The sequence below is a fragment of the Mariniphaga sp. genome, assembly GCF_041687215.1.
In the GTDB taxonomy this organism is placed as follows: Bacteria; Bacteroidota; Bacteroidia; order Bacteroidales; family Prolixibacteraceae; genus Mariniphaga.
Map to the genome: position 1 here is coordinate 45,832 of NZ_JAWLCI010000003.1, position 26,327 is coordinate 72,158.

Here is a 26,327-nt window from a genome sequence, read left to right on the forward strand (position 1 = left end):
TTTGGTAAAATTAAAGATAATCGTGGTTTAGCCAACCTTTTGCTAATTTTGCAGCATGTTAAGCCAAAATAAATATGAGATTGAAGCAATTCTGCTTGGTACCGGAACTTCGCAGGGAGTGCCTGTAATTGGCTGCGATTGTCCGGTTTGCCAGTCGGAAGATGAAAAGGACAAACGCCTGCGCTCATCGCTGTTGCTAAAAATTAACGGACAAAACTTTGTGATTGACGCCGGGCCTGATTTCAGGCAGCAGATGTTACGGGAAAAAGTAAAAACGCTTAGGGCAATTCTGATTACACACGAACATGTTGACCACATATTTGGGCTGGATGATATCCGGTCGTTTAACTGGCTTCAAAAGCATCCTACTGATATTTATGCTGAAAAACGGGTTCAGGAGTCCATTAAACGAATTTTCGATTATGTTTTTGCCGAACATAATTATCCCGGAATTCCCAGGATGATGCTACACGAATTAACCAATCAGCCATTTCAAATTGACGGAATTGAATTCATACCAATCCGTTGTTTTCATCATAAACTGCCGGTTTATGGGTTCAGGGTTGGAAATCTCAGTTACATTACCGATACCAACTTCATTCCTGACGAAGGTATTGAAAAACTGAAAGGTTCCCGAATTCTGATAATTAATGCGCTACGTGAAAAAAAGCACATTTCTCATTTTAATCTTCTTGAGGCCTTGGATATTATAGATAAAATCAAACCAGAAAAAGCTTTTTTAACACATATCAGTCATGAATTTGGAACCCACGAAAAAATTCAATCCATGCTACCCGAAAATGTTTTTGTAGCTTTTGACGGGCAAAAAATACAATTGAAGGATTTTGAGTGAACAAAAAAGTCATGTTCACAAGTATGAAAACATGACTTTTTTGAAAATCTTCTCCCAGGAATTACATCAAAAAACTTAACAAAATACCCGCTGCAACAGCCGAGCCAATTACACCCGAAACATTGGGCGCCATGGCATGCATAAGCAGGTGGTTGGTTGGGTCTTCCTTTAAACCCATGTGCTGAACAACGCGCGCACTGTCGGGCACAGCAGAAACTCCGCTGGCGCCAATCATGGGGTTAATTTTGTTGTTTTTACTCATAAATACGTTCATGAGTTTGGCGCCTAAAACACCTCCTGCAGTTGCAATCACAAATGATGCTGCACCCAACGCAAATATTTTAATGGATGAAGGTGTTAGAAAAATATCAGCCTGGGTTGAAGCACCTACCGTTATACCCAACAAGATGGTAATTACATCAATCAGCGCATTACTTGCTGTATTTGCCAACCGCTTGGTAACGGTAGATTCTTTCAACAGGTTTCCGAAAAACAACATTCCCAGCAGTGGTAAAGCCGATGGCGCAATAAATGCAGTGAGCAGTAACCCCACAATGGGGAATAATATTTTTTCGAGTTTTGAAACCGCACGCGGAGGCTTCATTTTAATTCTGCGCTCTCTTTTAGAAGTAAGTAGTTTAATAACAGGCGGTTGAATTACGGGAACCAATGCCATGTATGAATACGCTGCAATGGCGATGGGGCCAATCAGGTTTTGCACTACCTGTCCGTTGGCCATCATGTTCATTCCGTTTGCCAGTTTCGATGATATAAAAATAGCTGTCGGACCATCTGCTCCACCAATAATTCCAATTGCACCAGCTTCTGGTGGGGCAAATCCCAACCAAAGCGCCCCCAAAAATGTGAGGAAAATACCTATTTGTGCAGCGGCACCAAGTAACATCAGTTTTGGGTTTGAAATGAGCGATGAAAAATCTGTCATGGCGCCAATTCCCAGAAAAATAAGCGGCGGATACCAACCCTGAACAACTCCCTGATAAAGGATATTTATAACTGAACCTGGTTCGTAAATACCAAGTTTCAGGTTGAAATCTGCTACCTGGAACATGGGAATATTTCCGATTAGAATTCCGAAACCAATAGGCACGAGCAGCAGAGGTTCAAATTCGTACCGGATTCCCAGATATATAAAAACTAACCCAACCAGAATCATCATCAGGTGTTTCCAGGTTACGTTGGCAAAGCCCGAAAATTCGTAAAAATTGAAAAGACCTGATATTGCACCGCTGTAATTTTTATACTCGAAACCATCGCCGGCTAATTTTCCGTCGGCATTAAGGTAAAGTGCCCGTTGCGGAAGTTTTACCGTTTCCTGTTCCGTTCTGTAATCGGTTGATGAAGTATTCGGATCCATGTTTTTACGCAGATGCGTTATTACAACCGGATTGAAATCAAGAATAATTTGATCCCCTGAAATGCTGTACCGGCCTGTGTAGCGCTGCTTGGCAGAATCGAGCGTAAACGTATTGTTCGACTCAAAACTAAATGTTTTATACCGTTTAACGGTTGTCAGTTTTTCGCCGGACAATGTCTCCTTCGGGTTATAAGTGGGCACAGGAACGTATCCATCGCTGTGATTCACCCATTTTCCATTGATAATTTGAGTTGAAATGTTTTTTTCATTTCCCCGGGTAGAAAAAGCAGAAAACAGTGCCGCAAAGATTATTAGTAGTTGAAATATTTTTCTCATTTTTTTTGAATGCTTTGCAGTTAACCAATTTCAATGAGAACATCATCCTGCTGAACGGAATCTCCCACGTTTACTTTAATGGCCAAAACTTCACCTCCTTTGGTTGTTTGTACCTGGTTTTCCATTTTCATGGCTTCCATAACCAAAAGGTTTTGTCCTTCGGAAACCATGTCGCCAACCGATATGTTCAGTTTTAAAATGGTTCCGGGAAGCGGTGCGGTAACCTCATGTTTTCCAGATGATTCTTTCTTTTTAATCTGGCCTTCGCCGGGCATTTTTTCCAATGGCTTACGAACCAGACGTGGCGTTTTAGAGGTTTTTATTTCGTTGTGCACTACTACCTCATAACGTGTACCGTTTACATCAACTTCAGCAATGTTGTCTTCAATGTCTTTGATGTGCACTTCGTAGTCGCTTCCGCTTATGGTAAATTTATATTTTTTCATTTTTTTGGGATTTTAATTTCTGGGCCAGTTTTGGGTTACGCTGTATATTTTTGAACTCCACGGAGAATAAGCCTTTCTGACCTGTTTTATGGTAACTATGTTGCTTTCTTCATCATGCATTTCATCAAAATACAGATGCAGGGCCAAACTGATGGCAGCAGTAACGTTTCCTTCAATATGTTGGTCCTGTTCGCCTGAAATAGCTGATTTTTCCTGTTCCCCTTTTTTCCTTTTAAATTTCAGGTTGATAATTTTCGGAAGTCTGGAAAAAACCACTGACAACAAGGTTAATGCTGAAAGAACAATCGCAAACCCAACTATTGCAACAGTAAAACCAAAGTCAAAAGGATTGACCAGAAGCATAAAAAGAATGTTCATTTTGTTTTTACTTTAAAGTGGAATATTGGAATGTTTTTTAGGCGGATTTACCAGTTTTTTGGTAGCCAGGCTTTGGAATCCGCGAATAATCCGGAAGCGGGTATTTCGTGGTTCTATAATATCATCAATGTAACCCAATGCTGCAGCCTGGTATGGATTGGCAAATTTTTCCTTGTATTCTTCTTCGTGGTCGGCAATAAATTTTGCCCTTTCCTCGGGGTTTTCAATTTCCGCCAGTTTTTTTCCGTGAAGAACTTCAACTGCGCCGGAAGCACCCATAACTGCAATTTCGGCAGTTGGCCAGGCATAGTTCAAATCGCCACGCAACTGTTTGCACGACATTACGTCATGCGCACCGCCGTATGATTTACGGAGAGTTACTGTAATTTTTGGAACGGTTGCTTCGCCATAGGCAAACATTAGTTTAGCTCCATGAATTATAATTCCGCCATACTCTTGCCGGCTGCCGGGCAGAAATCCGGGTACATCAACCAGCGTTAAAATTGGAATGTTAAAACTGTCGCAAAAACGCACAAAGCGGGCAGCTTTTCTCGATGCTTCTATGTCGAGTACACCGGCCAGATAATTGGGCTGGTTGGCAACAATTCCCACCGGATGACCATCGAATTTGGCAAATCCAATTACAATGTTCTTGGCATAATTGCGGTGTATTTCAAGGAATTCGGCATAATCAACAATGGAGCTGATTACATCAGTAACATCGTAGGGTTGATTGGTATTTTCCGGAATTATTTCATTCAGAAAATCATCCATACGATCTATGGGATCAGTATTTTCTGTAACAATAGGGTCTTCCAGGTTGTTTTGTGGCAGGAAAGTAAGGAGTTTACGGATAAGCATTAAACCCTCCTTTTCGTCTTCAACCAGAAAATGAGAAACACCGGATTTCGAAGCATGAATTTTTCCGCCGCCAAGGTCTTCCACCGAAATGTCTTCGCCGGTAACAGTTTTTACCACTTTTGGACCGGTAACGAACATGTAGGAATTCTGTTCGGTCATCATAATAAAATCGGTTAGTGCGGGCGAATAAACAGCACCGCCGGCACACGGCCCGAAAATGGCTGAAATTTGTGGAATAACGCCTGAGGCAAGAATATTCCGTTCAAAAATTTCGGCATATCCTGCCAGTGAAGTTACGCCTTCCTGAATTCTGGCGCCACCCGAATCATTTATTCCAATTAAGGGGGCTCCGGCTTTCATGGCCATGTCCATTACTTTGCAGATTTTTTGTGCAAAAGTTTCAGAAAGTGACCCGCCAAAAATGGTAAAGTCTTGCGAAAAAACATAAACTACACGTCCGTCAATTGTTCCGTGGCCGGTAACCACACCATCGCCAAGAAACTTTTTCTTTTCCATACCAAAGTTGGTGCAGCGGTGGGTAACAAACATGTCAAATTCTTCAAAGCTCCCTTCGTCGAGCAAAAGATCAATTCGTTCCCTTGCAGTGAATTTGCCTTTGCGGTGCTGGGCTTCAATCCTGTTCAAACCTCCGCCAAGTTTTGCCTCAGCCCGTAATTCAATCAGCTTTTTTACTTTATCCTGGGTACTCATTATAAAATCGGTTATTTGTGATTTTTGGTCCTTAAAAGTTATTTACTGCAAATTTCGGTTAAAACACCCAGGGTTGATTTTGGATGCAGAAATCCAATGTTAAGTCCTTCGGCGCCTTTGCGGCTTTTTTGGTCGATAAGACGAACTCCTTGCTCTTCAAGTTTTTTAAGCGATTCATCAACATTCTCAACTGCGTATGCAATGTGGTGGATTCCCGGGCCTTTTTTTTCTATGAATTTACCAATTGGTCCTTCCTGGTCAGTTGACTCCAGCAATTCAATTTTTGTTTGCCCCACCTGAAAAAAGGCAGTTTTAACTTTTTGGTCTTTTACTTCTTCTATTGCATAGCATTTTTGTCCCAGCATTTTTTCGTAAAAAGGAATGGCTTCGTCGAGACTGTTTACCGCTATGCCGATGTGTTCTATATGTGAAATACTCATAATTGTTTAATATATTAATCGTTACCGTTTTCGTCCCAAACAAAGTGGAAGTGAGGGCCAAAGCGTTCAAAAGCTGCTTTGTCGAGTTCTTCCTGGTGATCGGGATGTGCAATGGAAATAATAAGTTTGGCGCGGTCTTGTAAAGTTCTGCCATAAAGGTTAACCGCTCCAAATTCAGTTACCAGCCAGTGAATATTGGCACGTGTACTAACAACGCCGGCTCCGGGTGTTAAAATAGGTGCAATTTTGCTGATGCCTTTATTGGTAACCGATGGCATGGCAATAATCGGTTTTCCTCCGCTACTGAGCGAAGCACCGCGTAAAAAGTCAATTTGGCCACCTACACCCGAATAAAATTTAGTGCCAATGGAGTCGGCGCAAACCTGCCCTGTAATATCAATCTGAAGGGCTGAGTTTATTGCCGTTACTTTTGGGTTTTTGGCAATAACATTTACCCGGTTGGTGTATTTTACATCCTGCATGGATACACCCGGATTGTCGTCAATAAAATCATACAATTTTTTTGAACCCATTAAAAAGGTCGCAACCAGTTTGCCTTTGTCAATTTTTTTGTTTTTCCCGTTTACCACACCCTTGTCAACCAATGGTAAAATTCCGTCGGCAAACATTTCGGAGTGAACGCCCAAATCTTTGTGGTTGCCTAACATCGTAAGCACAGCATTTGGAATGGCTCCAATTCCCATTTGTAACGTTGCGCCATCTTCTACCAGTTCGGCCACATAACGTCCGATTTTACGGTCGGTTTCACCAATTGGTCCTGGTTCGGCTGCAATCAATTCGCTGTCGTCTTCTATAAACAAGTCAATTTCATTGATGTGAATCATGGCATCGCCAAATGCCCGCGGCACATTGGGGTTTACAATGGCAATTACCGTATCTGCTTTTTCCACAGCGGCAAGGGTGGCATCAACCGAAGTCCCCAAAGAGGCATAACCAAATTTGTCGGGAACAGAAATCTGAATCATGGCCACATTTACCTTAAGATAACCTTCGCGGATGAGGCGTTGGGTTTCCTGCAAAAATACCGGGATGTAATCGGCAAAACCGGCCTGGGTTTGTTTCCTTACGTTATGTCCCACGAAAAATGATTCCAACTGAAATATTCCCTCAAACTCTGGATTTGCATAGGGTGCATCTCCTTCGGTATGAATATGTTGGATTCGCACATTTCGGAATTCTTTGTTCCGGCCCCTTTCACACATGGCCTGAATTAACGGATGAGGTGTTACTGCAACACTGTGAAGGTGAACACGGTCGTTTGATTTAATAACCTTAACTGCTTCTTTGGCGCTAATAAATTTAATATTTTTCATAGTATCAATTAATTGTCCTCAGTGGAATTCGATGTAATTTGCCAGAAAATCAGGCTTTATAGAAAAATATTTTTGACTATTTTTCATGGCTCATTTCATGGTTTTCCGGTAATTTTCGGGTATTCAATTTAAGGCCGCAAATATACAAAAACTATAGGCCATAAAAACTTTCGAATATCATTATTGGTTGTTCAAAAGGTTTTGTAAAGTATTTGTTAAAAATGGTTTGCTACAATGTTAATCGCTGGGAAAAAATCATGTTTTCGCTCGTGTTTTGCGAAAAATACAGCCTTTTTTATTTGTTTGAAATCTGATTTTCCAATCGTTTTTTCGAATTATGCTGTAGAACATAAATCGTTAATAATTGAAATTTCTCCTGTCATATAGGTTTGTGCATTGCCCCCAATTTCAACACGATTTTCTGCATATTTACAATACAGAACTCCGCCACGTTTTGAAATTTGTTTGGCAACCAGTTTGGTTTTTCCAAGTTTTTCTGCCCAGTAGGGAATCAGCATGGTGTGCGCCGAACCGGTTACCGGATCTTCGTCTATTCCTTCGCGTGGGGCAAAAAAACGCGACACAAAATCAAACTCACCAGAAGGTGCTGTGGCAATAATTCCACGCATTTCAAGTGTTTTCAGAAAGCTGAAATCAGGTTTAAGGTTTTGAATCTCTCCCTGATTTCGGAATACAAACATCAAATCTTCCCGGCCTTTAAAACATTTTTGCGGTTTTATTCCGAAAGCTTTTTCAATATTTGGTTGGAACTCAACTCCTTTTACTTCAGAAGTTGGAAAATCAAGCACTATCAGCTCTCCATCTTTTGTTACTTTCAAAAGGCCACTTTTCGATTGAAAACGAATTTCTTTTTCCTGATAATTCAGATGATGAAAAAGCACAAACGCAGAGGCCAGAGTCGCATGTCCGCAAAGATTTACTTCAGTTGCCGGCGTAAACCACCGGATATGAAAACCGTTTTCAGCAGGAATAAAAAAAGCAGTTTCCGAAAGATTGTTTTCCAGGGCAATGTTTTGCATGGTTTTATCAGGTAGCCACTTTTGCAAAGGAACCACTGCTGCCGGGTTGCCGCTAAAAACTTTGTCAGCAAATGCATCTATCTGGTAAATCGGTATTTTCATTTTTCTGATTTTTCTGTTTTTTAATCAACCGGAACACTTGGCTTTTCACCGGGTTTTTCATCTTTTCCATATCGTCTTATTTTAATATTTAAATAGGCAAAAAGTATCGTCATTATTGGGCTGATTAAATTGAAAAAAGCATAAGGAGCGTACGTGAATGTGTCCACACCCAAAACCCTCGATTGTGTTGCCCCACAGGTGTTCCAGGGAATTAGAACTGAAGTCATGGTGCCGCTGTCTTCAAGTGTGCGGCTCAGAACTTCAGGTTTCAAACCTTTTTCTTCATAAGTTTTGCGAAACATCCGGCCAGGAACAACAATGGAAATATACTGATCGGATGCCGTGGTATTAAAGAAAATACAAGTTCCAACGGTTGATGCAACCAAACTGCCGGTACTTTTTGCATAGCGAACAATGGGCTGAGTAATCCGGCGCAACAAACCAGCCGATTCCATTACGCCTCCAAAAACCATGGCCGAAAGAATGAGCCAAACAGTATCAAGCATTCCGCGCATTCCCGACGTACTTAAAAGTTCATTTACTTTGGAATCGGCTGTGGTGAGTGACACATCCCCAAACATGGCCTGCATCACACCAACGTAGGATGCCTGAATGTAGTTGTCAGTTATTCCTGCCACTTCGCGAATAATTTCGGGTTGAAATATAATGGCAAAAATTCCTCCCAAAAGTGAACCTGCAAGCAACGATGGCAAAGGAGGGACTTTCAGAATAATTATGGTGAGAAGGATGGCCGGTACGAGAAACAATAGTGGATTTGTGCTAAATGTACCATCAATGGCGGTTTTTACAGCTTGGACATTATCAAGTGCACCGGAATGGTCGCCGCTGAAACCGATAACCAAAAAAATGATTAGGGTGATGGTAAGCGAAGGCACAGTGGTATAAAACATGTACCTGATGTGAGTGAACAAATCGGTTCCGGCCATGGCAGGCGCCAGGTTGGTGGTGTCGCTTAGCGGAGAAACTTTATCACCAAAATAGGCGCCGCTAATGATGGCGCCGGCTACCACCGCTTCACTCATGCCCAGTGCTTTTCCAATGCCCAGCAAGGCAACTCCAATAGTTGCAATGGTTGACCACGAACTTCCGGTGGCCACACTAACTATGGCGCTGGTCACAACTGCTGTAAACAAAAACATTTTCGGACTTATAATATCCAAACCGTAATAAATCATGGCAGGAACCACGCCGCTTATCATCCATGTTCCGGCAAGTGAGCCAATGAGCAGCAGAATTAATATGGAAGGCATGGCAGAACCGATTGTGCTGACAATTTTTTCGCGAATTTTATTCCACGGCAATCCCAGCCTAATGGAAATAATGCCGGCAAGCGCTGCCGCAAGCAATAAAGCAATCTGGTTTGCTCCTGTCAGTGTATCTTCAAACAGGAAAACGTTGGATGTCAGCAGAGCAATTAATACCAGAATGGGCAACAGTGCAAAAAACAGGCTTGCTTCACGCTTCATTTAAATACTTTTGTTCGGTTAAAGCGGAAAACTAATACATTTTAGCCAAAAAAAGGGAAAGAATCAGAAAATTTTCATGCTTTAAAACAAGCAATTTAAAATAACGTTTCTCAAATAATTAAATGTTCCTATTTTCGTTTCGTTTTAGTTAGGGTCTTTTATGAAAGTACGATATCAGAGATTATTTATAATTGTTTTGATTTTAATGGGTGTTGGCTCGCAGGCATCCGCCCAAAGAAGCAATGGTCTTACCGTGGAAGGAACGGTGGGCGTGGAAGAAGGTTCGGTTGACGGCGCTGTGATTCAAATGTTTCAGGATGGCCGCAGACTTGACAATTATGGCATTGGTTCAAACGGCAATTACAAGGTTGAGCTGAATTATAATCATGAATTTACATTAATTTTTTCCCGTTCCGGAAACTTCCCACAAAAAATTGTAGTCAACACTCAAGTTCCCAGGCAGGTGTTACAGTCTGACCCGCTATTTCCACCATTTCCAGTAAACATCAGATTATTTACTGAAATTCAGGGAATTGACCGCACTTTCTCGGAAAATACGGTAATGAAGATTTATTACAGTGAAAACGTAGATAACTTTATTTCTGACCTGTATTATAACGATGCACAGATTAAACACCTGATCGATCAGGCTATTTTGCAATCACAACAAATAGGGCAGGAAGCAGATTATTTGGCAGGACTTACAAAAGCGGAGCTGGCCGAACTCCGGAAAGAGTATGACCAGCATATTAAAGAGGCTGAAAATGAATACAGAAATGAAGAGTTTTTAAAAGCGCTGGATGGATACCAGGCAGCCAGCAAAATTTTTCCCAAAGAACAATACCCAAAGGACCGTATTGCTGAAATAAATGATTTACTTGGTTTGTTAATGGTTGCAGATGAAATGCAACTGGCACGAGCCGAGAGATTGGCAGCGCTGATTGAACAGGCCGATGCTTTGTACGCTGAGAAAAAATATTCTGAGGCGCGAAATGCCTACCATCGAGCATTATCTGTTGACCCGAACAATGCGCATGCACAACAAAGGGCAGATGAAATCAATGATATCATCCGTCAGCAGCAAATTGACCAGGAATACCGTAACTTAATTGTTCAGGCCGATAACGCTTTTAAGGAATTGTTGTACGTTGAATCGAAAGATTTTTTTCAAAAAGCTTTGGAAATCAAGCATAATGAATCGTATCCCAAACAAAAGATTGATGAAATTGATGTAATTCTGGGCCGGCTTGAACAAAATGCAGAACAACTTAAAAATTACGAAGATGCTGTTTTTCAGGCAGAACTGAATTTCGAAAAACAGTTTTATGAAAGAGCCATCTCTTTTTATGAAAGTGCACTTTCCCAAAAGCCGGGAGATGAGAAAGCCACCAGCAGAATTCAGGAAATTAAGGATTTAATGAATGAACTGGCCAACCGAACCATGTATGACAAGCTGATAAAATCTGCTGACCGGTCTTTTCAGCGGAAACAATACATCGATGCATTACCAGATTATGAACATGCTGCCGAATTGTTACCAAAAGAAGATTATCCTCAAAATCAAATATCCCGGATTAACGAGATTTTTGCTGAACAAGCCCGACTTGCAGCGGAGGCGGAAGCTGCAGAACAGGCACGTTTGGCAGCACTTCAGGCCGAGCAGGACCGTCAATATGCGCAGGCCGTTTCACGTGGCGACAGTTTATTCAATCTGAATGAATATGAAATTTCGCGAACAGCTTACCAATCGGCATTGCAGGTAAAACCCGACGAAACATATCCACAGCAACGGATTAATGAAATTGGTAATTTACTGCAACAACTTGCCACAGCACAGCAAAACTACGATGCAGCCATTTCGCGAGCCGACCGCGACTTTCAAAGTGAATCTTTTGAAAGCGCCAAAACAGCTTATACCGAAGCACAACAGGCCAAGCCGGAAGAAATTTACCCGGCAGAACAAATCGCCAAAATCGACAGTATTGTGGAAACCCGCGCCCGGTTGGCAGCAGAGGCTGAAGCAGAAGCAGCCCGACTTGCAGCAGAAGCCGAAGCCTTAGAACAGGCTCGTCTGGCTGCACTTCAGGCCGAGCAAGACCGTCAATATGCGCAGGCTGTTTCACGAGGCGACAGTTTATTCAACCTGAATGAATACGAAACTTCCAAAACGGCTTATCAATCGGCATTGCAGGTAAAACCCGAAGAAAATTATCCACAGCAACGGATTGATGAAATTGGAAATTTACTGCAACAACTTGCCACAGCACAGCAAAACTACGATGCGGCCATTTCTCGAGCCGACCGCGATTTTCAAAGTGAAACTTTTGAAAGCGCCAAAGCAGCTTACACCGAAGCGCAACAGGCCAAGCCGGAAGAATTGTATCCGGCAGAACAAATCGCCAAAATCGACAGTATCATGGAAACCCGCGCCCGGCTGGCAGCCGAGGCTGAAGCAGAAGCCGCCCGGCTTGCAGCAGAAGCCGAAGCCGCGGAACAGGCACGTTTGGCAGCACTTCAGGCTGAACAGGACCGACAATATGCGCAGGCCGTTTCGCGTGGCGACAGTTTGTTTAATCTGAATGAATATGAAATTTCGCGAACAGCTTACCAGTCTGCATTGCAGGTAAAACCCAACGAAAATTACCCACAGCAAAAAATTGATGAAATCGGTAATTTGCTGGAACAACTTGCCACAGCACAGCAAAATTATGATGCAGCCATTGCCCGCGCCGACAGGGATTTTCAAAGTGAATTTTTTGAAAGCGCCAAAGCAGCTTACGCCGAAGCAAAGCAAGCTAAGCCGGAAGAAACGTATCCGGCAGAACAAATCTCCAAAATCGACAGTATTGTGGAAACCCGCGCCCGGTTGGCAGCAGAGGCCGAAGCTGCCGAACAAGCTCGATTGGCAGCCATCCAGGCAGAACAGGATAGGCAATATGCACAAGCCATTTCCCGCGGAGACAGCCTGTTTAATTTAAATGAATACGAAACTTCCAGAACGGCTTACCAATCGGCATTGCAGGTCAAACCCGACGAAAATTACCCACAGCAAAAAATTGATGAAATCGGTAATTTGCTGGAACAACTTGCCACAGCACAGCAAAACTACGATGCAGCCATTTCTCGAGCTGACAGTGATTTCCAAAGTGAATCTTTTGAAAGCGCAAAAATTGCCTATACCGAAGCGCAACAGGCCAAGCCGGAAGAAACCTACCCGGCAGAACAAATCGCCAAAATTGACAGTATTGTAGAAACCCGCGCCCGGTTGGCAGCAGAAGCAGAAGCAGAAGCCGCCCGGCTTGCAGCAGAAGCCGAAGCTGCAGAACAGGCTCGTCTGGCAGCACTTCAGGCCGAACAGGACCGGCAATATGCGCAGGCTGTTTCCCGTGGTGACAGTTTGTTTAACCTGTATGAATACGAAACTTCCAGAACGGCATATCAATCGGCATTGCAGGTAAAACCCGACGAAACGTATCCTCAACAACGGATTGATGAAATTGGTAATTTACTACAACAACTTGCCACAGCACAGCAAAACTACGATGCGGCCATTTCTCGAGCCGACCGCGATTTTCAAAGTGAAACTTTTGAAAGCGCCAAAGCAGCTTACACCGAAGCGCAACAGGCCAAGCCGGAAGAATTGTATCCGGCAGAACAAATCGCCAAAATCGACAGTATCATGGAAACCCGCGCCCGGCTGGCAGCCGAGGCTGAAGCAGAAGCCGCCCGGCTTGCAGCAGAAGCCGAAGCCGCGGAACAGGCACGTTTGGCAGCACTTCAGGCTGAACAGGACCGACAATATGCGCAGGCCGTTTCGCGTGGCGACAGTTTGTTTAATCTGAATGAATATGAAATTTCGCGAACAGCTTACCAGTCTGCATTGCAGGTAAAACCCAACGAAAATTACCCACAGCAAAAAATTGATGAAATCGGTAATTTGCTGGAACAACTTGCCACAGCACAGCAAAATTATGATGCAGCCATTGCCCGCGCCGACAGGGATTTTCAAAGTGAATTTTTTGAAAGCGCCAAAGCAGCTTACGCCGAAGCAAAGCAAGCTAAGCCGGAAGAAACGTATCCGGCAGAACAAATCTCCAAAATCGACAGTATTGTGGAAACCCGCGCCCGGTTGGCAGCAGAGGCCGAAGCTGCCGAACAAGCTCGATTGGCAGCCATCCAGGCAGAACAGGATAGGCAATATGCACAAGCCATTTCCCGCGGAGACAGCCTGTTTAATTTAAATGAATACGAAACTTCCAGAACGGCTTACCAATCGGCATTGCAGGTCAAACCCGACGAAAATTACCCACAGCAAAAAATTGATGAAATCGGTAATTTGCTGGAACAACTTGCCACAGCACAGCAAAACTACGATGCAGCCATTTCTCGAGCTGACAGTGATTTCCAAAGTGAATCTTTTGAAAGCGCAAAAATTGCCTATACCGAAGCGCAACAGGCCAAGCCGGAAGAAACCTACCCGGCAGAACAAATCGCCAAAATTGACAGTATTGTAGAAACCCGCGCCCGGTTGGCAGCAGAAGCAGAAGCAGAAGCCGCCCGGCTTGCAGCAGAAGCCGAAGCTGCAGAACAGGCTCGTCTGGCAGCACTTCAGGCCGAACAGGACCGGCAATATGCGCAGGCTGTTTCCCGTGGTGACAGTTTGTTTAACCTGTATGAATACGAAACTTCCAGAACGGCATATCAATCGGCATTGCAGGTAAAACCCGACGAAACGTATCCTCAACAACGGATTGATGAAATTGGTAATTTACTACAACAACTTGCCACAGCACAGCAAAACTACGATGCAGCCATTTCGCGAGCCGACCGCGATTTTCAAAGTGAATCTTTTGAAAGTGCCAAAGTTGCTTACACCGAAGCGCAACAGGCCAAGCCGGAAGAAACTTACCCGGCAGAACAAATCGCCAAAATCGACAGCATTGTGGAAACCCGCTCCCGGTTAGCTGCAGAAGCTGAAGCAGAAGCCGAAGCTGCAGAGCAGGCACGTTTGGCAGCACTTCAGGCTGAACAGGACCTTCAATATGCGCAGGCTGTTTCGCGTGGCGACAGTTTATTCAATCTGAATGAATACGAAACTTCCAGAACGGCATATCAGTCGGCATTGCAGGTAAAACCCGACGAAACATATCCTCAGCAACGAGTTGCAGAAATTGGAAGTATTCTTCAGGAACGTGAAAGAATAAACAAAGCATATCAAAATACAATAGCTTTGGCTGATCAGCAATTCAATTCGCGGGATTACAGTAATGCAAGAATAAATTTTGAAAAAGCTCTTGAAATAAAACCAGAGGAAAGTTATCCACAGGAAAAAATTAATGAAGTGGACAGGATTCTGGCTCAGCAGGAACTGGATGAAAACTACCGCACAATTATTCTTGCAGCCGACGGATTTTTTAATACTGAATCGTGGAACGAAGCCAAATCAGAATACGAAAAGGCCCTGGAGATTAAGCCCGATGAAAGTTACCCCAAAGGTCAGATTGTAAAAATTGACAATTTGCTCAGGCAACAGCAGGAACGTGTTTTGGATGAACAAAGGACAGCAGAAAATATGGAACGCAGGCGGGCAGAAATTGAACAACGCCAGCAACAAATGAGCGAAAGGCAGGAGATGAGTGAGTCGGGATTAAACCAGTTATACAATGAATATATTTCGTTGGCCGACGGATTTTTTGACAATCAGCGTTACAATGTTTCGCGAGCCTGGTATTACAAAGCGTGGGATGTTAAACCTGAAGAAACTTATCCGCCACAGCGGATTGAAGAAATAAACAGGCTGGTAGGCAGTTTATTGCTCAGTCAGCGCGATCGCGATTACCAGAATTTTGTCAATCTGGCCGATTCAACATTTCGCGAGAATCAGCTTGCTGTGGCCAGAGGTTGGTACAACCGCGCCCTCAGTGTTAAACCCGAAGAAACTTACCCAAGGGAGCAGTTGCAGGCTATTACCGATTTAATTGCTGAACGAATGGCCAGCCGGTCGGGCGAACAGTTTAATACGCACATGCAAAATGCATCTGAAGCTTTTGAAAACGAAAATTACAATGTTGCCCGGTTTTGGTACAAAAAAGCTCTGGAATTAAGACCTGATGACCAGCAGGCTAAAGAAGGATTATTGAAAATTGAAGAAGCATTGAATTAATCTGTTTTCAAATAAACAGATAATTTTCAGTTAGATTTTAATTTTAGATACAGAATTTATAATGCAGTTGAACCAGTCCGGTTTCAAATGACTTTACCGATATTAGCTGCAATTTTTGCTCCGATCTTCCATCCTTGAAAAGTCGGATTCCGGAACCCAGTAAAACCGGAATTACCGAAATAATTAATTCGTCGATTAGATTATCCTTTAGCAGTCCATTTACGATTTCGGCACCTCCATCGCAAAAAATATTTTTACCTTTTCGGGATTTCAGCCTGCTTACAAGTTTTGTCAGACTTCCCTTGTAAAAGGTAATATTGCCAATTGAAGGCCTTTCTGACCGCGTAATGATGTATGTTTCCTTATCAGCATGTATAAATTCAGGAACGTGATTTAATATCCAGTCGTAGGTTTTACGACCCATAATTACCGTATCCACTGTGCCAATAAATTCTGAATATCCGTAATCTTCGCCCTCTTTTTCCACTGCCTTAAGAAAATTCAGATTATCATTTTCACCGGCAATGTACCCGTCTAAACTGGAGGCAATATAAAGAACAAGTTTTCTTTCCATTTTTTTACCCTTTGTTCAAAAACATTCATTTGGCTTAAAATATTCCGGGTAAAATCCTTCCGCTCTCTTGCAAAATTTTGATTCACAGTATTTCGGCTTTAATTAACCGGGTTACAAAAGACCAAACGTTATTATTAAATGAAACAGTTATTTAAACTGTCAGGTTAAATTTACCGGGATATTGTTTTGTTCCAGTACTACCTGAATCTCTTTCAGGTGCAGTTCCAAGTGCCACAAATAGCCTTCAACCATCTGATTAAGGGTTACTTTGGTGCCTTCAAAGTCATTCCAGTAGTTGTCGAGACAGGCAATATCCAGGGAATGAATTAAATGAATCATGTGCAGGTTGTAAAACTTCCAGAGTTGAACCAGAATTTTCCAGTCTTCATGCTGATAATCCTGAATGGCAATCCATAAATTGTTATCCTGCCGGTAATCGGGGAAAATAAGTTTTTTTGCATATTGAAGCCTTACCATCCGCTGATGATTATTCGATGCAGAATCAATCATGTGTCCAAGTACCTGTTTGATGGTACGGTTTTGCCAGTTTCTTTTATCTGCCAGAATGTTTTCCGGCAATTTCTCCAGCAAAGGAACCCACGCAGTAATCAAACCGTCAATTTTTCCAGTAATCGTTGAAAAGCTCATGTTCTTATACTTTTAAGTAAATATGTTCAATCATACTTTTTTTGATTTACCGGGTGATGATTTCTGTACCGGCATTTTGCAAATATTCGGTTAAGTCAGGCAAATCGTAATAATTCAAACTTCCTGGTGCAGCCGTAAAAGCCACAGCAGGGTCGTAATATTCCTTTCTTACCAGTTCCTCAACCGGTTCGGGAAAATTGCGGATGGTGATTTTTAGAAAAGGGTTTTTAAATACTGCATAATGCAATACGGCTGATGCTGCAATTTCCTGAACAATTGCCTCTGCTGGTTTTCCTGGGAATTTGATTTTAGCAAACTGCATGAGCAAATCAATGGCTTCGGCCTGAATTCCAGCAATACTTTTGCCGGCCAGGTTAGCTCCGAATGTGTAATTAAATGGAATCCCCTGAATTACGCCGTCGCCGGAAAAATCCGGATCGAATAATTCCCCGTTTCCGGGTAAATCGGCAGAAATTACAGTGTATCCTGTCTGAATCAGCTCTGCAAGCAGCGGTTCTTCCAAAATATTTTGTTTTCCTTCCGGATGGAACCAAACTACCAGTTTTTCCGTACTTTCGCTTTCATTTTGAATAACATAAACAGGAAGCGCATAGTCTGCCCAATTGTTTTCGAGGAAATATTTTTCAACCCCAAAATCTTTTTTGGTGAATTTTCCTGTGTAAACAGCGGCAGTCAATTTTCTTTTAAAATCAATTCCGGCAATGTGGGCAACTTTTTGGGGCAATTCATTTTCGGAAACATTTTTCTCCTGAAAATAGGTGCGGTTCAGGTTAAAAACGGTTTCACAATCGAAAGAGGTTCCCACCTGTCCGGTTGGTGTAACCCAAAGTTCTTCTGCAGAAAAAGGTGTTGTTTTCCTGTCTGTCGGGTCGCCGGGCAGTTCAAGGTGTTTCTGAAAAAATGTGTAAAGCGATTCACGGTTGTTTTTGGTTGATTCGTGAACGCCAAAATCTTCCACCATTTGAATGTTGTCTGGTTTTCCAAAAGCAGCGTACGATTTTTGTACTTCTGCAAAAGTTTCCCGAGCTCCCTGAATGCTGAAAAAATCGTGAGTGGTGGTAATCATCAGGGCAGGTTTTGGCGCTCTGATGTGCAGATAATCGGCATGGTCGAATCCTTTGGCAATGGCGTTATACGGATTTTGCTCGGCGTCTTGCGGGCCGATGGACTGCAGCAGCCGTTTAAAACTGGTAATGTAACATTCCGGAGCGGCTGCATAAATGCGTTCATCGCAGGCGGCAATCTGTGCGGTTTGCGTTCCGCCGCCCGAGCGACCAGTCATACCAATACGCTTCATGTCCACTTCAGGGCGTGTTTCAAGGTAGTCGAGTACCCGAATGCCATCCCAGATAAAATAATCGGTTAACGATGTGCCGGTTAATAAAGTCTGAACTCCTGCAAAGGAGTGCTCTTTAGTTGAACCGCCAACCTTCGATTTTCCCGTTTCGGAATCAGGATATTGCAAACGTTCACCCTGTCCCAAAGGATCGAATGCCAGAACAATGAAACCTTTTTCAACCAGATTAAGAATTACGTGCTGATAGATTTCGCTTCGGAATCCCAGCTCGGTATGGCCGCAAGCGTAAATTACGGCCGGTGCAGGATTTTGTCTTTTCCGGGGAAGAAAAAGGCCGGCAGTCACATAAAATCCGGGATGCGACTCAAACAAAACTTTTTCAACCGTACAGTTTTCCCGTTCCAGAATTCCGGTAGTTTGGGCATTCAAAGGTGTTTTTTCGAATTTTTCAAGCGAACCGCATAAAGCTGTTTTAATTTTTTTTTGATGTGTTTTCCAATCTTCGGCAGATTGTAATTCCGAAACTTTTTCTGCCCGTTCTTCAAGCAGGCTGAATGCCTCATTGGTTATTATTCGATATAAAGCGCGGTGATTGTCCTGATATGTGAGCCACTGCTGCCCACCACCTTGGTTGCCAAAAAATACAGACTGAGCAGATTCCTGCGAAAACCCAGTTTGCGCGAAAATGCAAAGGGAAAATACAAGAAAAAAGAATATACGGTTCATAATCTGATTGTTTTGTGGTTTATTATTCAATATTTTCAAGCACATCCACCAAATGTTTCCAGAATTTTTCGGTGGTTTCTATGTTCAGCCTTTCGTCTGGCGAATGAGCGCCTTTAATGGTTGGACCAAATGAAACCATATCGAGATTCGGATATTTTTCGAGGAACAGGCCACATTCCAGTCCTGCATGGATGGAACGAACGATGGGTTCTTTTCCAAACAATTTTTTGTAGGAAGCCACTGTGGTACCCAGTATTTTGGAATCAGAATTGGGTGTCCAGCCCGGGTAACCATCAGAATGAGTTACATCGGCGCCAGCCAGTTCGAAAACAGACTGCACCATTTCTGCAGCAAAATATTTACGGCTTTCCAGTTCGCTGCGCTGGCTGGTAGTAATGATAATTTTATTTCCGTTTGCAAATTTTATCGAAGCCAGATTCGTTGAGGTTTCCACCATCCCTTCCATTCGCGAACTCATTTCCAGAATCCCATGCGGACAGGCATATATGGAATCCAACAATTTCTTTTGCGTTTCAGTGTCAACAATTTGTCCGGGAATTGCAACTTTTTCGGCTTTCAGTTTCAGGTTGGGTTCGTTTTTTTCAAATTCAAATTTAACCTTTGCTGTAAATTCTTCAAATGCATTCAGCAGGTTTTCTTTTTCATTTATAGGAAGTAAAAGAATTGCTGATGATTCGCGCGCAATGGCATTTCGCAGGTTTCCGCCATCAAATTCAGAAAGTTTGACAGAAAATTCGCGGGAGGCTTTCCATAAAAAACGGTTCAAAATTTTTATGGCATTTCCCCGGTTTTTATGAATATCATCGCCAGAATGACCTCCTAACAACCCGGAAACAGATAATTTCACTGCAACTGAATTTTTTGGAACCGGTTCATTTTTAAAGGTAAATGAAATGAGCGTATCAATTCCTCCGGCGCAACCGATAAAAATTTCGCCTTCGTCTTCTGAATCGAGATTTAAAAGAATGGAGCCCTTCATAAATCCGGGTTGAAGTGCGAAAGCGCCGGTGAGGCCCGTTTCTTCATCAACAGTTATTAAACATTCAAGTGGTCCGTGTTTTATTTTGTTTGAAGTGAGTACGGCCATTTGAGCAGCAATTCCAATCCCGCAGTCGGCTCCCAGGGTGGTTCCGTTGGCTTTTACCCATCCATCAACAATCATTGGTTCAATGGGGTCGTTGTTAAAATCAAATTTTTTGTCGCTGTTTTTTTCACAAACCATGTCCATGTGGGTTTGTAAAATTACTGTCGGATTGTTTTCGCGACCTGGTGTTGCAGATTTGGAAATTAATACATTACCCGCTTTGTCGGTTTTTGCCTGAAGATTATTCTTCCTGGCAAAATCGAGCAAAAATTTTCTGATTTTTTCTTCCTTTTTTGAAGGCCGGGGAACCTGGCATATTTCTTCAAAATAATTAAACAGAGGTTGTGGTGTAAGTTCTCCCAGTATTTTCATTTTTTCGAAATTTATTTGTAGAATGTAAATATGGTAAAAAACACACGAATTTTATGCTTTTATATTTTGTTATTTGTGCAAAGTTATTTTTTCTGTTTTTAATATGTCAAATTATATTTTTAAAACAAAAATTGCCGTATATTGCATTAACTGTAATAAAACTTCAGTTTATCAATCCATTAGTATATGAATGAGCCAATTATCATTAGCCTGATTCAAAATATCGCTGTACTTCTTGCATTTGCCATGCTGTACGAAAATTTCTGGCTCAGAAATGATAAGCCACGAGGCATAATTTCGAAAATATTTACAGGTTTAATTGTGGGATTAATTGGTATTGTATTGATGTTTACTCCCTGGCGAATGACGCCTGGTTTGGTGTTTGATTCACGTTCGGTAATGCTGGGAATTTCAGGGATATTTTTTGGACCGCTGCCAACAGTTATTGCCATGGTTTTATCAGGTATCGTACGTTTTTATATTGGTGGTGAAGGTTTGTGGATGGGATTGGCAGTTATTGTATCTTCAGGCACAATTGGTATTGTTTGGGCTGAATTACGAAAAAAATGGAAGCGCACCAACCAGCCAATCGAGTTTTTTGCGTTGGGTTTGGTTATTCATGTTGTTATGCTGGCTGCTACGGTTCTGCTGCCTGATGACAGGATGTCAGAAATTTTACGAATTATCATCCTGCCCATATTTCTTATTTATATTCCCGGAACAATGTTGCTTGGATTGCTAATGGCTGCCCAAAAACGAAATTTTCAAAACCAAATTGAAAAAGAAAAACTCTATTTAAAAGAACATTCCCTTCAGAAAGAATTATTGGAAAAACAACAGCAACTAACCGAACAGCTTGAGAAATATACCCAACTTAACAAAGAATACAGGTCGCAGAATTTTGAATTAAAGTCAGCCAAAGAAAAAGCAGAAGAAAGCGACCGGTTAAAATCTGCTTTTCTGGCTAATTTGTCGCACGAAATTCGTACCCCGATGAACGCCATTATAGGCTTTGCAGATTTGCTTAATCTTGATGAATTGGATGACAAAACCCGTGAAAATTATACTCAGATAATAAAAAACAGTGGAAATTACCTGCTTTCAATTATTAACGACATTGTAGAAATTTCTCATATTGAAGCTGGCCAGGTTGAATTAAATGATACAGAATTTGACCCTGGCGAATTTTTAGATGATGTTTACAGTACTTTTAAAGTTTCTGTTCCGGCGAAAAAAAACCTTTCTATTAAGCTTGTTAAAGATGAATCCCGTATTTCAGGTAAAATAAAAATGGATGAAATAAAGCTTAGGCAAATATTAATGAACCTGTTGAATAATGCTTTAAAATTTACTGAAAAGGGGGAAATTTGTTTTGGATATGAAATTTCAGACAATGCTGAAATAACATTTTTTGTTAGAGATACCGGCATTGGAATTGCTCCCGAAAACCAACAATTTATTTTCGAACGTTTCAGACAGATTGATAAAGGAAAATCAAAAATAAACTCGGGGTCGGGGCTCGGGCTTTCCATTACCAAAGCTTATGTTGATTTGATGGGAGGTACTATAAAATTGAATTCTGATTTGGGAAAAGGATCAGAGTTTAACATTACCTTTCCCTATTTTCAACATAATTCTGCCCCAAAAAGAATAAAAAGAGAGGAAATAGCCCAGCCAACCCCTGCTAATGGGAAAAAGGTGATTGTTGTGGCTGAAGATGAAGATATTAATTGGTATTATATTGAACAAATATTGTCGAGGTATAATTACAACCTGATTCGGGCTGAAAATGGAAAAGAAGCAGTGGATTTATGTTTGGAGAATGAAAATGTTGATTTGGTTCTGTTAGACATAAAAATGCCGGTGATGGATGGTTACGAAGCACTTGAAAAAATAAGAAGCATTAATCCGAAACTGCCGGTAATTGCACAAACAGCTTATGCTTTACCGGGCGATGTGGAAAAAATTAAAACATTATTTGATGATTATATTACTAAACCGATAAACCGGCAATTGCTGATAGAAAAAATTGCCGTAGCCAAAGCGAGCTACTCGTAATTTTCTATACACAAGCTATTTCAAGTATAAATTGCTGTCACCGTAACTCAGAAACCGAAAATTGTTATTTAGCGCGAAATCATAAACCTTTTTCCAGTCCTTTCCCAAAAATGCCCCGATTAACAACAATAAAGTACTTTGAGGTTGATGGAAATTGGTAATCATTCCGTTTATCAGTTTAAACCGGTATCCTGGTACAATAATAATTTGTGTTGAAAACTGAATTGTACTTTGGTTGGTTTTTTCAAGGTAAGCAAGAATATTTTCCAGCGATTGCTGAATGGTTAATTGCTGAATATTTTCGTAAGGTTCCCACTGTTCAATTTCCAAATTTTGAGATACATTAATTGCCTTCCCCAATTTTATTCCCAGCCAGTACAAACTCTCAAGCGACCTTACTGAAGTAGTTCCTACTGCAATTATTTTTTTGGTGTTGACCAACAGTTCCTCAATAAATTTTTTAGAAATGATAACCTTTTCCTGATGCATGTTGTGGCCATTTATGGTTTCCGATTTTACCGGCTGAAATGTTCCGGCGCCAACATGCAAGGTTATTTCGCGTAAATCAATATTTTTTTTGCTCAGTTGGTCCAACACATTTTCGGTGAAATGCAGCCCGGCAGTGGGTGCAGCAACCGAGCCGTCGGTTTTGGCATAAACTGTTTGGTAGGTTACTTCGTCGGCAGGTTCGCTTTCGCGGTTCAAGTAAGGCGGGATGGGCAAAATACCCGATTTTTCAATAATTTCGGCAAAAGTAAATCCATTCGACCAGCTAAATTCAATTAAAAATGAATTGTTTTCCTGTGCTGTTTTTTTTGCCCTTAATTCTGTGGTTTTACCATTTATTTCAATTTTTCGGGACAACGCATCATTTTTCCATTTTTTTGAATTACCCACCATACATTTCCACACCACTATTTCAGATTGCTGAAAAGCCAGTTGATGATCGTTTGGATGAACAGGCTCCAGGCAAAATATTTCAATTTTTGCACCGGTTTCTTTCCTGAAAAACAGCCTGGCATGAATAACCCTGGTGTTATTGAAAACCAGCAATGAATCCTCTGGCAGATAGTCTGTTATATTACGAAATTCATCTTTTTTGATTAACCCATTTTTCCAAAACAAAAGGTTCGAACTGTCGCGTTCGGCAAGCGGATATTTGGCAATTCGTTCTTCCGGTAGTTTGTAACTGTAATCGCTGATTTTTATGTTTTTGTATTCTGACAATTTTCTGAGTTTTGAATTCGGCTGCAAAAATAACCCAAAATTCTGATGGATAAAAAATAGTACTTTTGTTAAAAATTTTGAAAATGATAAATGTTGGCGACAGAGTTAAATTTCTGAACGATGTGGGTGGAGGAATCGTTACCGGATTTCTCGGAAAAAACATGGTTCAGGTTGAAAATGAAGATGGATTTGAAGTACCATACCCACTTGCAAAACTTATTAATGTGGATGATCCAGCGTTGAATAAAGGAACAACTCTGGCAGAAAAGCCTGCTGTTGAAACTGTTCAGCAACCTGTTAAGGCAGAAAAGCCAAAAGGAAAAAAGCGAACAGGAAAAGATTCGCCCGATTTTTATTTCTGCTTTGTGCCGGCAGATGCAAAAAATCCGCTGGCCGGCGATATCGAATTGATTTTGGTAAACGACAGCAACTTCACAATCCTGTTTCATTACGCACATTTAAAAGAAGAAAAATACAAATCGGTATTACATGGCGAAGTTCAGCCCAATTCTGATGTGGAGCTTGAAGTAATCGACCAAAATGATCTTTCTGATTCGCCTGAATATAGTTTTCAACTGATATTTTTTCGCGATGATGAGCGGGAAATTCATCCTTCAATTACCAAAAAATTCAAAGTAAATCCGGTAAAATTTTACAAGGAAAAAAGTTTTCAGCCAAACGATTTTTTCCATCAAAATGCCCTGGTTTATCAAATTTCTGAAAATATACTGAATACAGAAATTGACAAGATGACTGAAGATGATTTGCGAAAGGTTATTAAAGCAAAAGAGAGACAACAGCCGAAAAAAAATCTAAAAAAACCGGTGCAGCCCGATGTTGTTGAAGTTGATCTGCACATTCATGAATTGATTGAAAACACTGCCGGTCTAACCAATAAAGAAATTCTCGACCTTCAAATGGAAAAAGTGGAACGTGAAATGCGGCAAGCCATTGAAACGGGAGCCAGGCGTATTGTATTTATCCATGGAGTGGGGCAGGGCGTTTTAAAACAGGAAATTGCCAGGTTGCTTAAATCGAAATTCCCAAAATATATTTTTCAGGATGCCTCGTTTCAGGAATATGGTTATGGCGCAACAATGGTAATACTGAGGAGGAGGTAGTTTAAAGTTTAATGTTCAAAGTTTAAAGATTGTCCTTCCATCACTTTACACTTTAAATTTTCAACTTGAAACTAAAAGTATTACTTTTGCAGCGGCAGGCTGCTTTATCGCTCTCCCGAGTACTCGGGGGAGAGGAAAGTCCGGGCAACGCAGGGTACCGTGCTTCTTAACGGGAAGATCTTTGAAAGGGGATAGTAGCGTAACAGAAAATAACCATCCGCCAGCTGGCGGATACGGGTGAAAAGGTGGGGTAAAAGCCCACCGGTGGTTGTGGCGACACAGCCAGCCGTACGCCTCACGGGTTGCAAAGCCAAATATATCCTGATTGCGCGGCTGTTGCAGCGCAGCGAAGTTGCCCGCTTCGTTTCCGGATGCACACCGGATGTCAGGAGGGGTAGGCTGCAGCGATTCCGGTAGTGATACCGGAACCAGATAAATGATAAAGGTTTCTTTGCTGAAAAGCGGAGGAATACAGAACCCGGCTTACAAGCCTGCCATTTTTTCTTTTTTTCTGAAAAAGACTTAAAGATCATCCTGCCACCGCTCTGCAGGATCTTTGGGTAATGAAACCGATTTCCACGAAAATTTGAAAACTTTTGGTTTTACAAGCTTTTCAAAATCTTCATATTTAAGTTTTATTAATTCGGTATGTGTGCCGGCATTAAATGCAATTTCTTCATTTTTTGTCAGCACTTCGGCAACAAATACTTCCATATCGTAAAGGTTTCCAAATGGCGGCATAGCGCCAACCTCGCAATCTGGAAAATGGTACTTAAACTCAGCTTCATTTGCCAGGCTAATTTTTTTTGAGCCAAGAAATTTTTTAAGTTGCTCAAAATCGATTTGATAGGATGCCGGCAGAACGGCCATCGCCATTTTTTCATCAATTTTAACCATTACGGTTTTGGCAAATTCCTTACCTGAAACATGGGCGGAGGAAGCCACTTCCTGCGCAGTGTATGCGTTGGAGTGTTTTACGGTTACATACCTGATGTTGTTTTCATCAAGAAATGTTTTTAATTTTTTTGCTGGCATGGCATTAATTTTAATTCGTTAACAATTCTGAATTACATTTTCGCTATGCAAGAGCTCTCTGAAAAGATTCTACTTTTTAAAACCGGAAAGGTTTCAAAAACTTCTCATCATTTTTCACTTCAAAATTTGAATTACAGTGGATTAATCTTTTCCGGAGGTTCTGGCTTTGGCGTGCCTTCATCATCGTCGAAGTTGCAGACCATCAGGCCAGCTTTTTTTATGAGGTAATAAGCTATAGAAAGTGCAATAATGAGCACACCAATGCCAATTATGGTTTCTCCGTCAAGTTCTTCTACCTTAAGAATAACTATTTTACGGGCCAGGGCAATAATGGCCACAAGTACCACTACTTCAACATGTACCTGGTTTTGTTTCAAATAAACCTTTATGGTATCGAGCAATTCAATACCGATTAGCACAAGTAAAAATACGCCAAACAAATCCATTAAATCGTCCAGGTCCATCAGCAGGTAATCCGACTGAACAATGTTCCGTATCAGGTAATATCCCAACTCAACAGTGGCAAGAATCAGGATTATGGACATCATTACAATCAAAACATAAATAATACCTTTTTCAATATACCTGGCGAATTTTTTCATGGTACAGCTTATTTT

The 26,327-nt window shown here is 41.6% G+C and carries 19 protein-coding genes and 1 other RNA gene; 5 read left to right on the forward strand and 15 right to left on the reverse strand.

What is annotated here, in order from left to right; all coding sequences use genetic code 11:
* Positions 1 to 55 precede the first annotated feature (55 nt).
* Positions 56 to 853: an MBL fold metallo-hydrolase gene (locus ACESMA_RS02315; protein WP_372947144.1), complete on the forward strand. Its 798-nt coding sequence runs from the start codon at positions 56 to 58 to the stop codon at positions 851 to 853.
* A gap of 61 nt (positions 854 to 914) precedes the next feature.
* Here ACESMA_RS02315 and ACESMA_RS02320 read toward each other — a convergent pair whose 3' ends face one another.
* The 8 genes from ACESMA_RS02320 to nhaC form a co-directional block, all read right to left on the reverse strand.
* Positions 915 to 2,564: a sodium ion-translocating decarboxylase subunit beta gene (locus tag ACESMA_RS02320; RefSeq protein ID WP_372947145.1), complete on the reverse strand. Its 1,650-nt coding sequence runs from the start codon at positions 2,562 to 2,564 to the stop codon at positions 915 to 917.
* 20 nt (positions 2,565 to 2,584) lie between these two features.
* The gene (locus ACESMA_RS02325; RefSeq protein ID WP_372947146.1) at positions 2,585 to 3,010 is read right to left on the reverse strand and encodes a biotin/lipoyl-containing protein; all 426 of its coding nucleotides are present in this window, start codon (positions 3,008 to 3,010) and stop codon (positions 2,585 to 2,587) included.
* Between the two features lie 12 nt (positions 3,011 to 3,022).
* A complete protein-coding gene (locus tag ACESMA_RS02330; protein ID WP_372947147.1) occupies positions 3,023 to 3,388 on the reverse strand; it encodes an OadG family protein in 366 nt (121 codons plus the stop codon).
* A 12-nt stretch (positions 3,389 to 3,400) separates the two neighbouring features.
* Complete coding sequence (locus tag ACESMA_RS02335) at positions 3,401 to 4,960, reverse strand: acyl-CoA carboxylase subunit beta (protein ID WP_372947148.1); 1,560 nt, start codon at positions 4,958 to 4,960, stop codon at positions 3,401 to 3,403.
* 38 nt (positions 4,961 to 4,998) lie between these two features.
* Complete coding sequence (gene mce, locus ACESMA_RS02340; RefSeq protein WP_372947149.1) at positions 4,999 to 5,400, reverse strand: methylmalonyl-CoA epimerase; 402 nt, start codon at positions 5,398 to 5,400, stop codon at positions 4,999 to 5,001.
* A gap of 14 nt (positions 5,401 to 5,414) precedes the next feature.
* On the reverse strand, positions 5,415 to 6,734 hold the full coding sequence (locus tag ACESMA_RS02345; RefSeq protein WP_372947150.1) for an acetyl-CoA hydrolase/transferase family protein: 1,320 nt from the start codon (positions 6,732 to 6,734) through the stop codon (positions 5,415 to 5,417).
* A 335-nt stretch (positions 6,735 to 7,069) separates the two neighbouring features.
* A complete protein-coding gene (locus ACESMA_RS02350; protein ID WP_372947151.1) occupies positions 7,070 to 7,876 on the reverse strand; it encodes a PhzF family phenazine biosynthesis protein in 807 nt (268 codons plus the stop codon).
* Positions 7,877 to 7,896: 20 nt separating this feature from the next.
* Positions 7,897 to 9,363, reverse strand: coding sequence for a Na+/H+ antiporter NhaC (gene nhaC / locus ACESMA_RS02355; RefSeq protein WP_372947152.1), 1,467 nt, complete (start codon positions 9,361 to 9,363; stop codon positions 7,897 to 7,899).
* Between the two features lie 160 nt (positions 9,364 to 9,523).
* Here nhaC and ACESMA_RS02360 point away from each other — a divergent pair, with 160 nt between their 5' ends.
* Positions 9,524 to 15,526: a tetratricopeptide repeat protein gene (locus ACESMA_RS02360; RefSeq protein ID WP_372947153.1), complete on the forward strand. Its 6,003-nt coding sequence runs from the start codon at positions 9,524 to 9,526 to the stop codon at positions 15,524 to 15,526.
* Positions 15,527 to 15,569: 43 nt separating this feature from the next.
* Here the strand turns inward: ACESMA_RS02360 and ACESMA_RS02365 are convergent, their stop codons facing one another.
* The 4 genes from ACESMA_RS02365 to ACESMA_RS02380 form a co-directional block, all read right to left on the reverse strand.
* Complete coding sequence (locus tag ACESMA_RS02365) at positions 15,570 to 16,100, reverse strand: dihydrofolate reductase family protein (protein ID WP_372947154.1); 531 nt, start codon at positions 16,098 to 16,100, stop codon at positions 15,570 to 15,572.
* Between the two features lie 159 nt (positions 16,101 to 16,259).
* Positions 16,260 to 16,748 carry a DinB family protein gene (locus ACESMA_RS02370; RefSeq protein ID WP_372947155.1) on the reverse strand — a complete coding sequence of 163 codons (489 nt, stop codon included), beginning with the start codon at positions 16,746 to 16,748 and terminating at the stop codon, positions 16,260 to 16,262.
* Positions 16,749 to 16,794: 46 nt separating this feature from the next.
* The gene (locus ACESMA_RS02375; RefSeq protein ID WP_372947156.1) at positions 16,795 to 18,792 is read right to left on the reverse strand and encodes an alpha/beta hydrolase; all 1,998 of its coding nucleotides are present in this window, start codon (positions 18,790 to 18,792) and stop codon (positions 16,795 to 16,797) included.
* 22 nt (positions 18,793 to 18,814) lie between these two features.
* Complete coding sequence (locus ACESMA_RS02380) at positions 18,815 to 20,269, reverse strand: aminoacyl-histidine dipeptidase (RefSeq protein WP_372947157.1); 1,455 nt, start codon at positions 20,267 to 20,269, stop codon at positions 18,815 to 18,817.
* Between the two features lie 186 nt (positions 20,270 to 20,455).
* Between ACESMA_RS02380 and ACESMA_RS02385 the strand changes: the two genes are divergently transcribed.
* Positions 20,456 to 22,327, forward strand: a complete 1,872-nt coding sequence (locus ACESMA_RS02385) for a LytS/YhcK type 5TM receptor domain-containing protein (protein ID WP_372947158.1) — start codon at positions 20,456 to 20,458, stop codon at positions 22,325 to 22,327.
* Positions 22,328 to 22,342: 15 nt separating this feature from the next.
* Here ACESMA_RS02385 and ACESMA_RS02390 read toward each other — a convergent pair whose 3' ends face one another.
* On the reverse strand, positions 22,343 to 23,554 hold the full coding sequence (locus ACESMA_RS02390) for an S-adenosylmethionine:tRNA ribosyltransferase-isomerase (RefSeq protein ID WP_372947159.1): 1,212 nt from the start codon (positions 23,552 to 23,554) through the stop codon (positions 22,343 to 22,345).
* 83 nt (positions 23,555 to 23,637) lie between these two features.
* On the opposite strand from ACESMA_RS02390, the gene ACESMA_RS02395 reads away from it, so the two are divergent.
* Both ACESMA_RS02395 and rnpB read left to right on the forward strand, forming a co-directional pair.
* A complete protein-coding gene (locus ACESMA_RS02395) occupies positions 23,638 to 24,675 on the forward strand; it encodes a DUF2027 domain-containing protein (RefSeq protein ID WP_372947160.1) in 1,038 nt (345 codons plus the stop codon).
* 91 nt (positions 24,676 to 24,766) lie between these two features.
* Positions 24,767 to 25,177: RNase P RNA component class A (gene rnpB / locus ACESMA_RS02400), an RNA gene on the forward strand.
* A 20-nt stretch (positions 25,178 to 25,197) separates the two neighbouring features.
* Here rnpB and ACESMA_RS02405 read toward each other — a convergent pair.
* Together ACESMA_RS02405 and ACESMA_RS02410 are read right to left on the reverse strand one after the other, a co-directional pair.
* Positions 25,198 to 25,710, reverse strand: coding sequence for an aminoacyl-tRNA deacylase (locus ACESMA_RS02405; protein ID WP_372947161.1), 513 nt, complete (start codon positions 25,708 to 25,710; stop codon positions 25,198 to 25,200).
* A 131-nt stretch (positions 25,711 to 25,841) separates the two neighbouring features.
* A complete protein-coding gene (locus ACESMA_RS02410; RefSeq protein ID WP_372947162.1) occupies positions 25,842 to 26,312 on the reverse strand; it encodes a phosphate-starvation-inducible PsiE family protein in 471 nt (156 codons plus the stop codon).
* Positions 26,313 to 26,327: the final 15 nt, after the last annotated feature.

What these genes read in the sequence shown, in the direction of transcription:
- ACESMA_RS02315 (WP_372947144.1), top strand. Translation starts at nt 56, where the DNA reads ATGTTAAGCCAAAATAAATATGAGATTGAAGCAATTCTGCTTGGTACC.
- ACESMA_RS02320 (WP_372947145.1), bottom strand. Translation starts at nt 2,564, where the DNA reads ATGAGAAAAATATTTCAACTACTAATAATCTTTGCGGCACTGTTTTCT.
- ACESMA_RS02325 (WP_372947146.1), bottom strand. Translation starts at nt 3,010, where the DNA reads ATGAAAAAATATAAATTTACCATAAGCGGAAGCGACTACGAAGTGCAC.
- ACESMA_RS02330 (WP_372947147.1), bottom strand. Translation starts at nt 3,388, where the DNA reads ATGAACATTCTTTTTATGCTTCTGGTCAATCCTTTTGACTTTGGTTTT.
- ACESMA_RS02335 (WP_372947148.1), bottom strand. Translation starts at nt 4,960, where the DNA reads ATGAGTACCCAGGATAAAGTAAAAAAGCTGATTGAATTACGGGCTGAG.
- mce (WP_372947149.1), bottom strand. Translation starts at nt 5,400, where the DNA reads ATGAGTATTTCACATATAGAACACATCGGCATAGCGGTAAACAGTCTC.
- ACESMA_RS02345 (WP_372947150.1), bottom strand. Translation starts at nt 6,734, where the DNA reads ATGAAAAATATTAAATTTATTAGCGCCAAAGAAGCAGTTAAGGTTATT.
- ACESMA_RS02350 (WP_372947151.1), bottom strand. Translation starts at nt 7,876, where the DNA reads ATGAAAATACCGATTTACCAGATAGATGCATTTGCTGACAAAGTTTTT.
- nhaC (WP_372947152.1), bottom strand. Translation starts at nt 9,363, where the DNA reads ATGAAGCGTGAAGCAAGCCTGTTTTTTGCACTGTTGCCCATTCTGGTA.
- ACESMA_RS02360 (WP_372947153.1), top strand. Translation starts at nt 9,524, where the DNA reads ATGAAAGTACGATATCAGAGATTATTTATAATTGTTTTGATTTTAATG.
- ACESMA_RS02365 (WP_372947154.1), bottom strand. Translation starts at nt 16,100, where the DNA reads ATGGAAAGAAAACTTGTTCTTTATATTGCCTCCAGTTTAGACGGGTAC.
- ACESMA_RS02370 (WP_372947155.1), bottom strand. Translation starts at nt 16,748, where the DNA reads ATGAGCTTTTCAACGATTACTGGAAAAATTGACGGTTTGATTACTGCG.
- ACESMA_RS02375 (WP_372947156.1), bottom strand. Translation starts at nt 18,792, where the DNA reads ATGAACCGTATATTCTTTTTTCTTGTATTTTCCCTTTGCATTTTCGCG.
- ACESMA_RS02380 (WP_372947157.1), bottom strand. Translation starts at nt 20,269, where the DNA reads ATGAAAATACTGGGAGAACTTACACCACAACCTCTGTTTAATTATTTT.
- ACESMA_RS02385 (WP_372947158.1), top strand. Translation starts at nt 20,456, where the DNA reads ATGAATGAGCCAATTATCATTAGCCTGATTCAAAATATCGCTGTACTT.
- ACESMA_RS02395 (WP_372947160.1), top strand. Translation starts at nt 23,638, where the DNA reads ATGATAAATGTTGGCGACAGAGTTAAATTTCTGAACGATGTGGGTGGA.
- ACESMA_RS02405 (WP_372947161.1), bottom strand. Translation starts at nt 25,710, where the DNA reads ATGCCAGCAAAAAAATTAAAAACATTTCTTGATGAAAACAACATCAGG.
- ACESMA_RS02410 (WP_372947162.1), bottom strand. Translation starts at nt 26,312, where the DNA reads ATGAAAAAATTCGCCAGGTATATTGAAAAAGGTATTATTTATGTTTTG.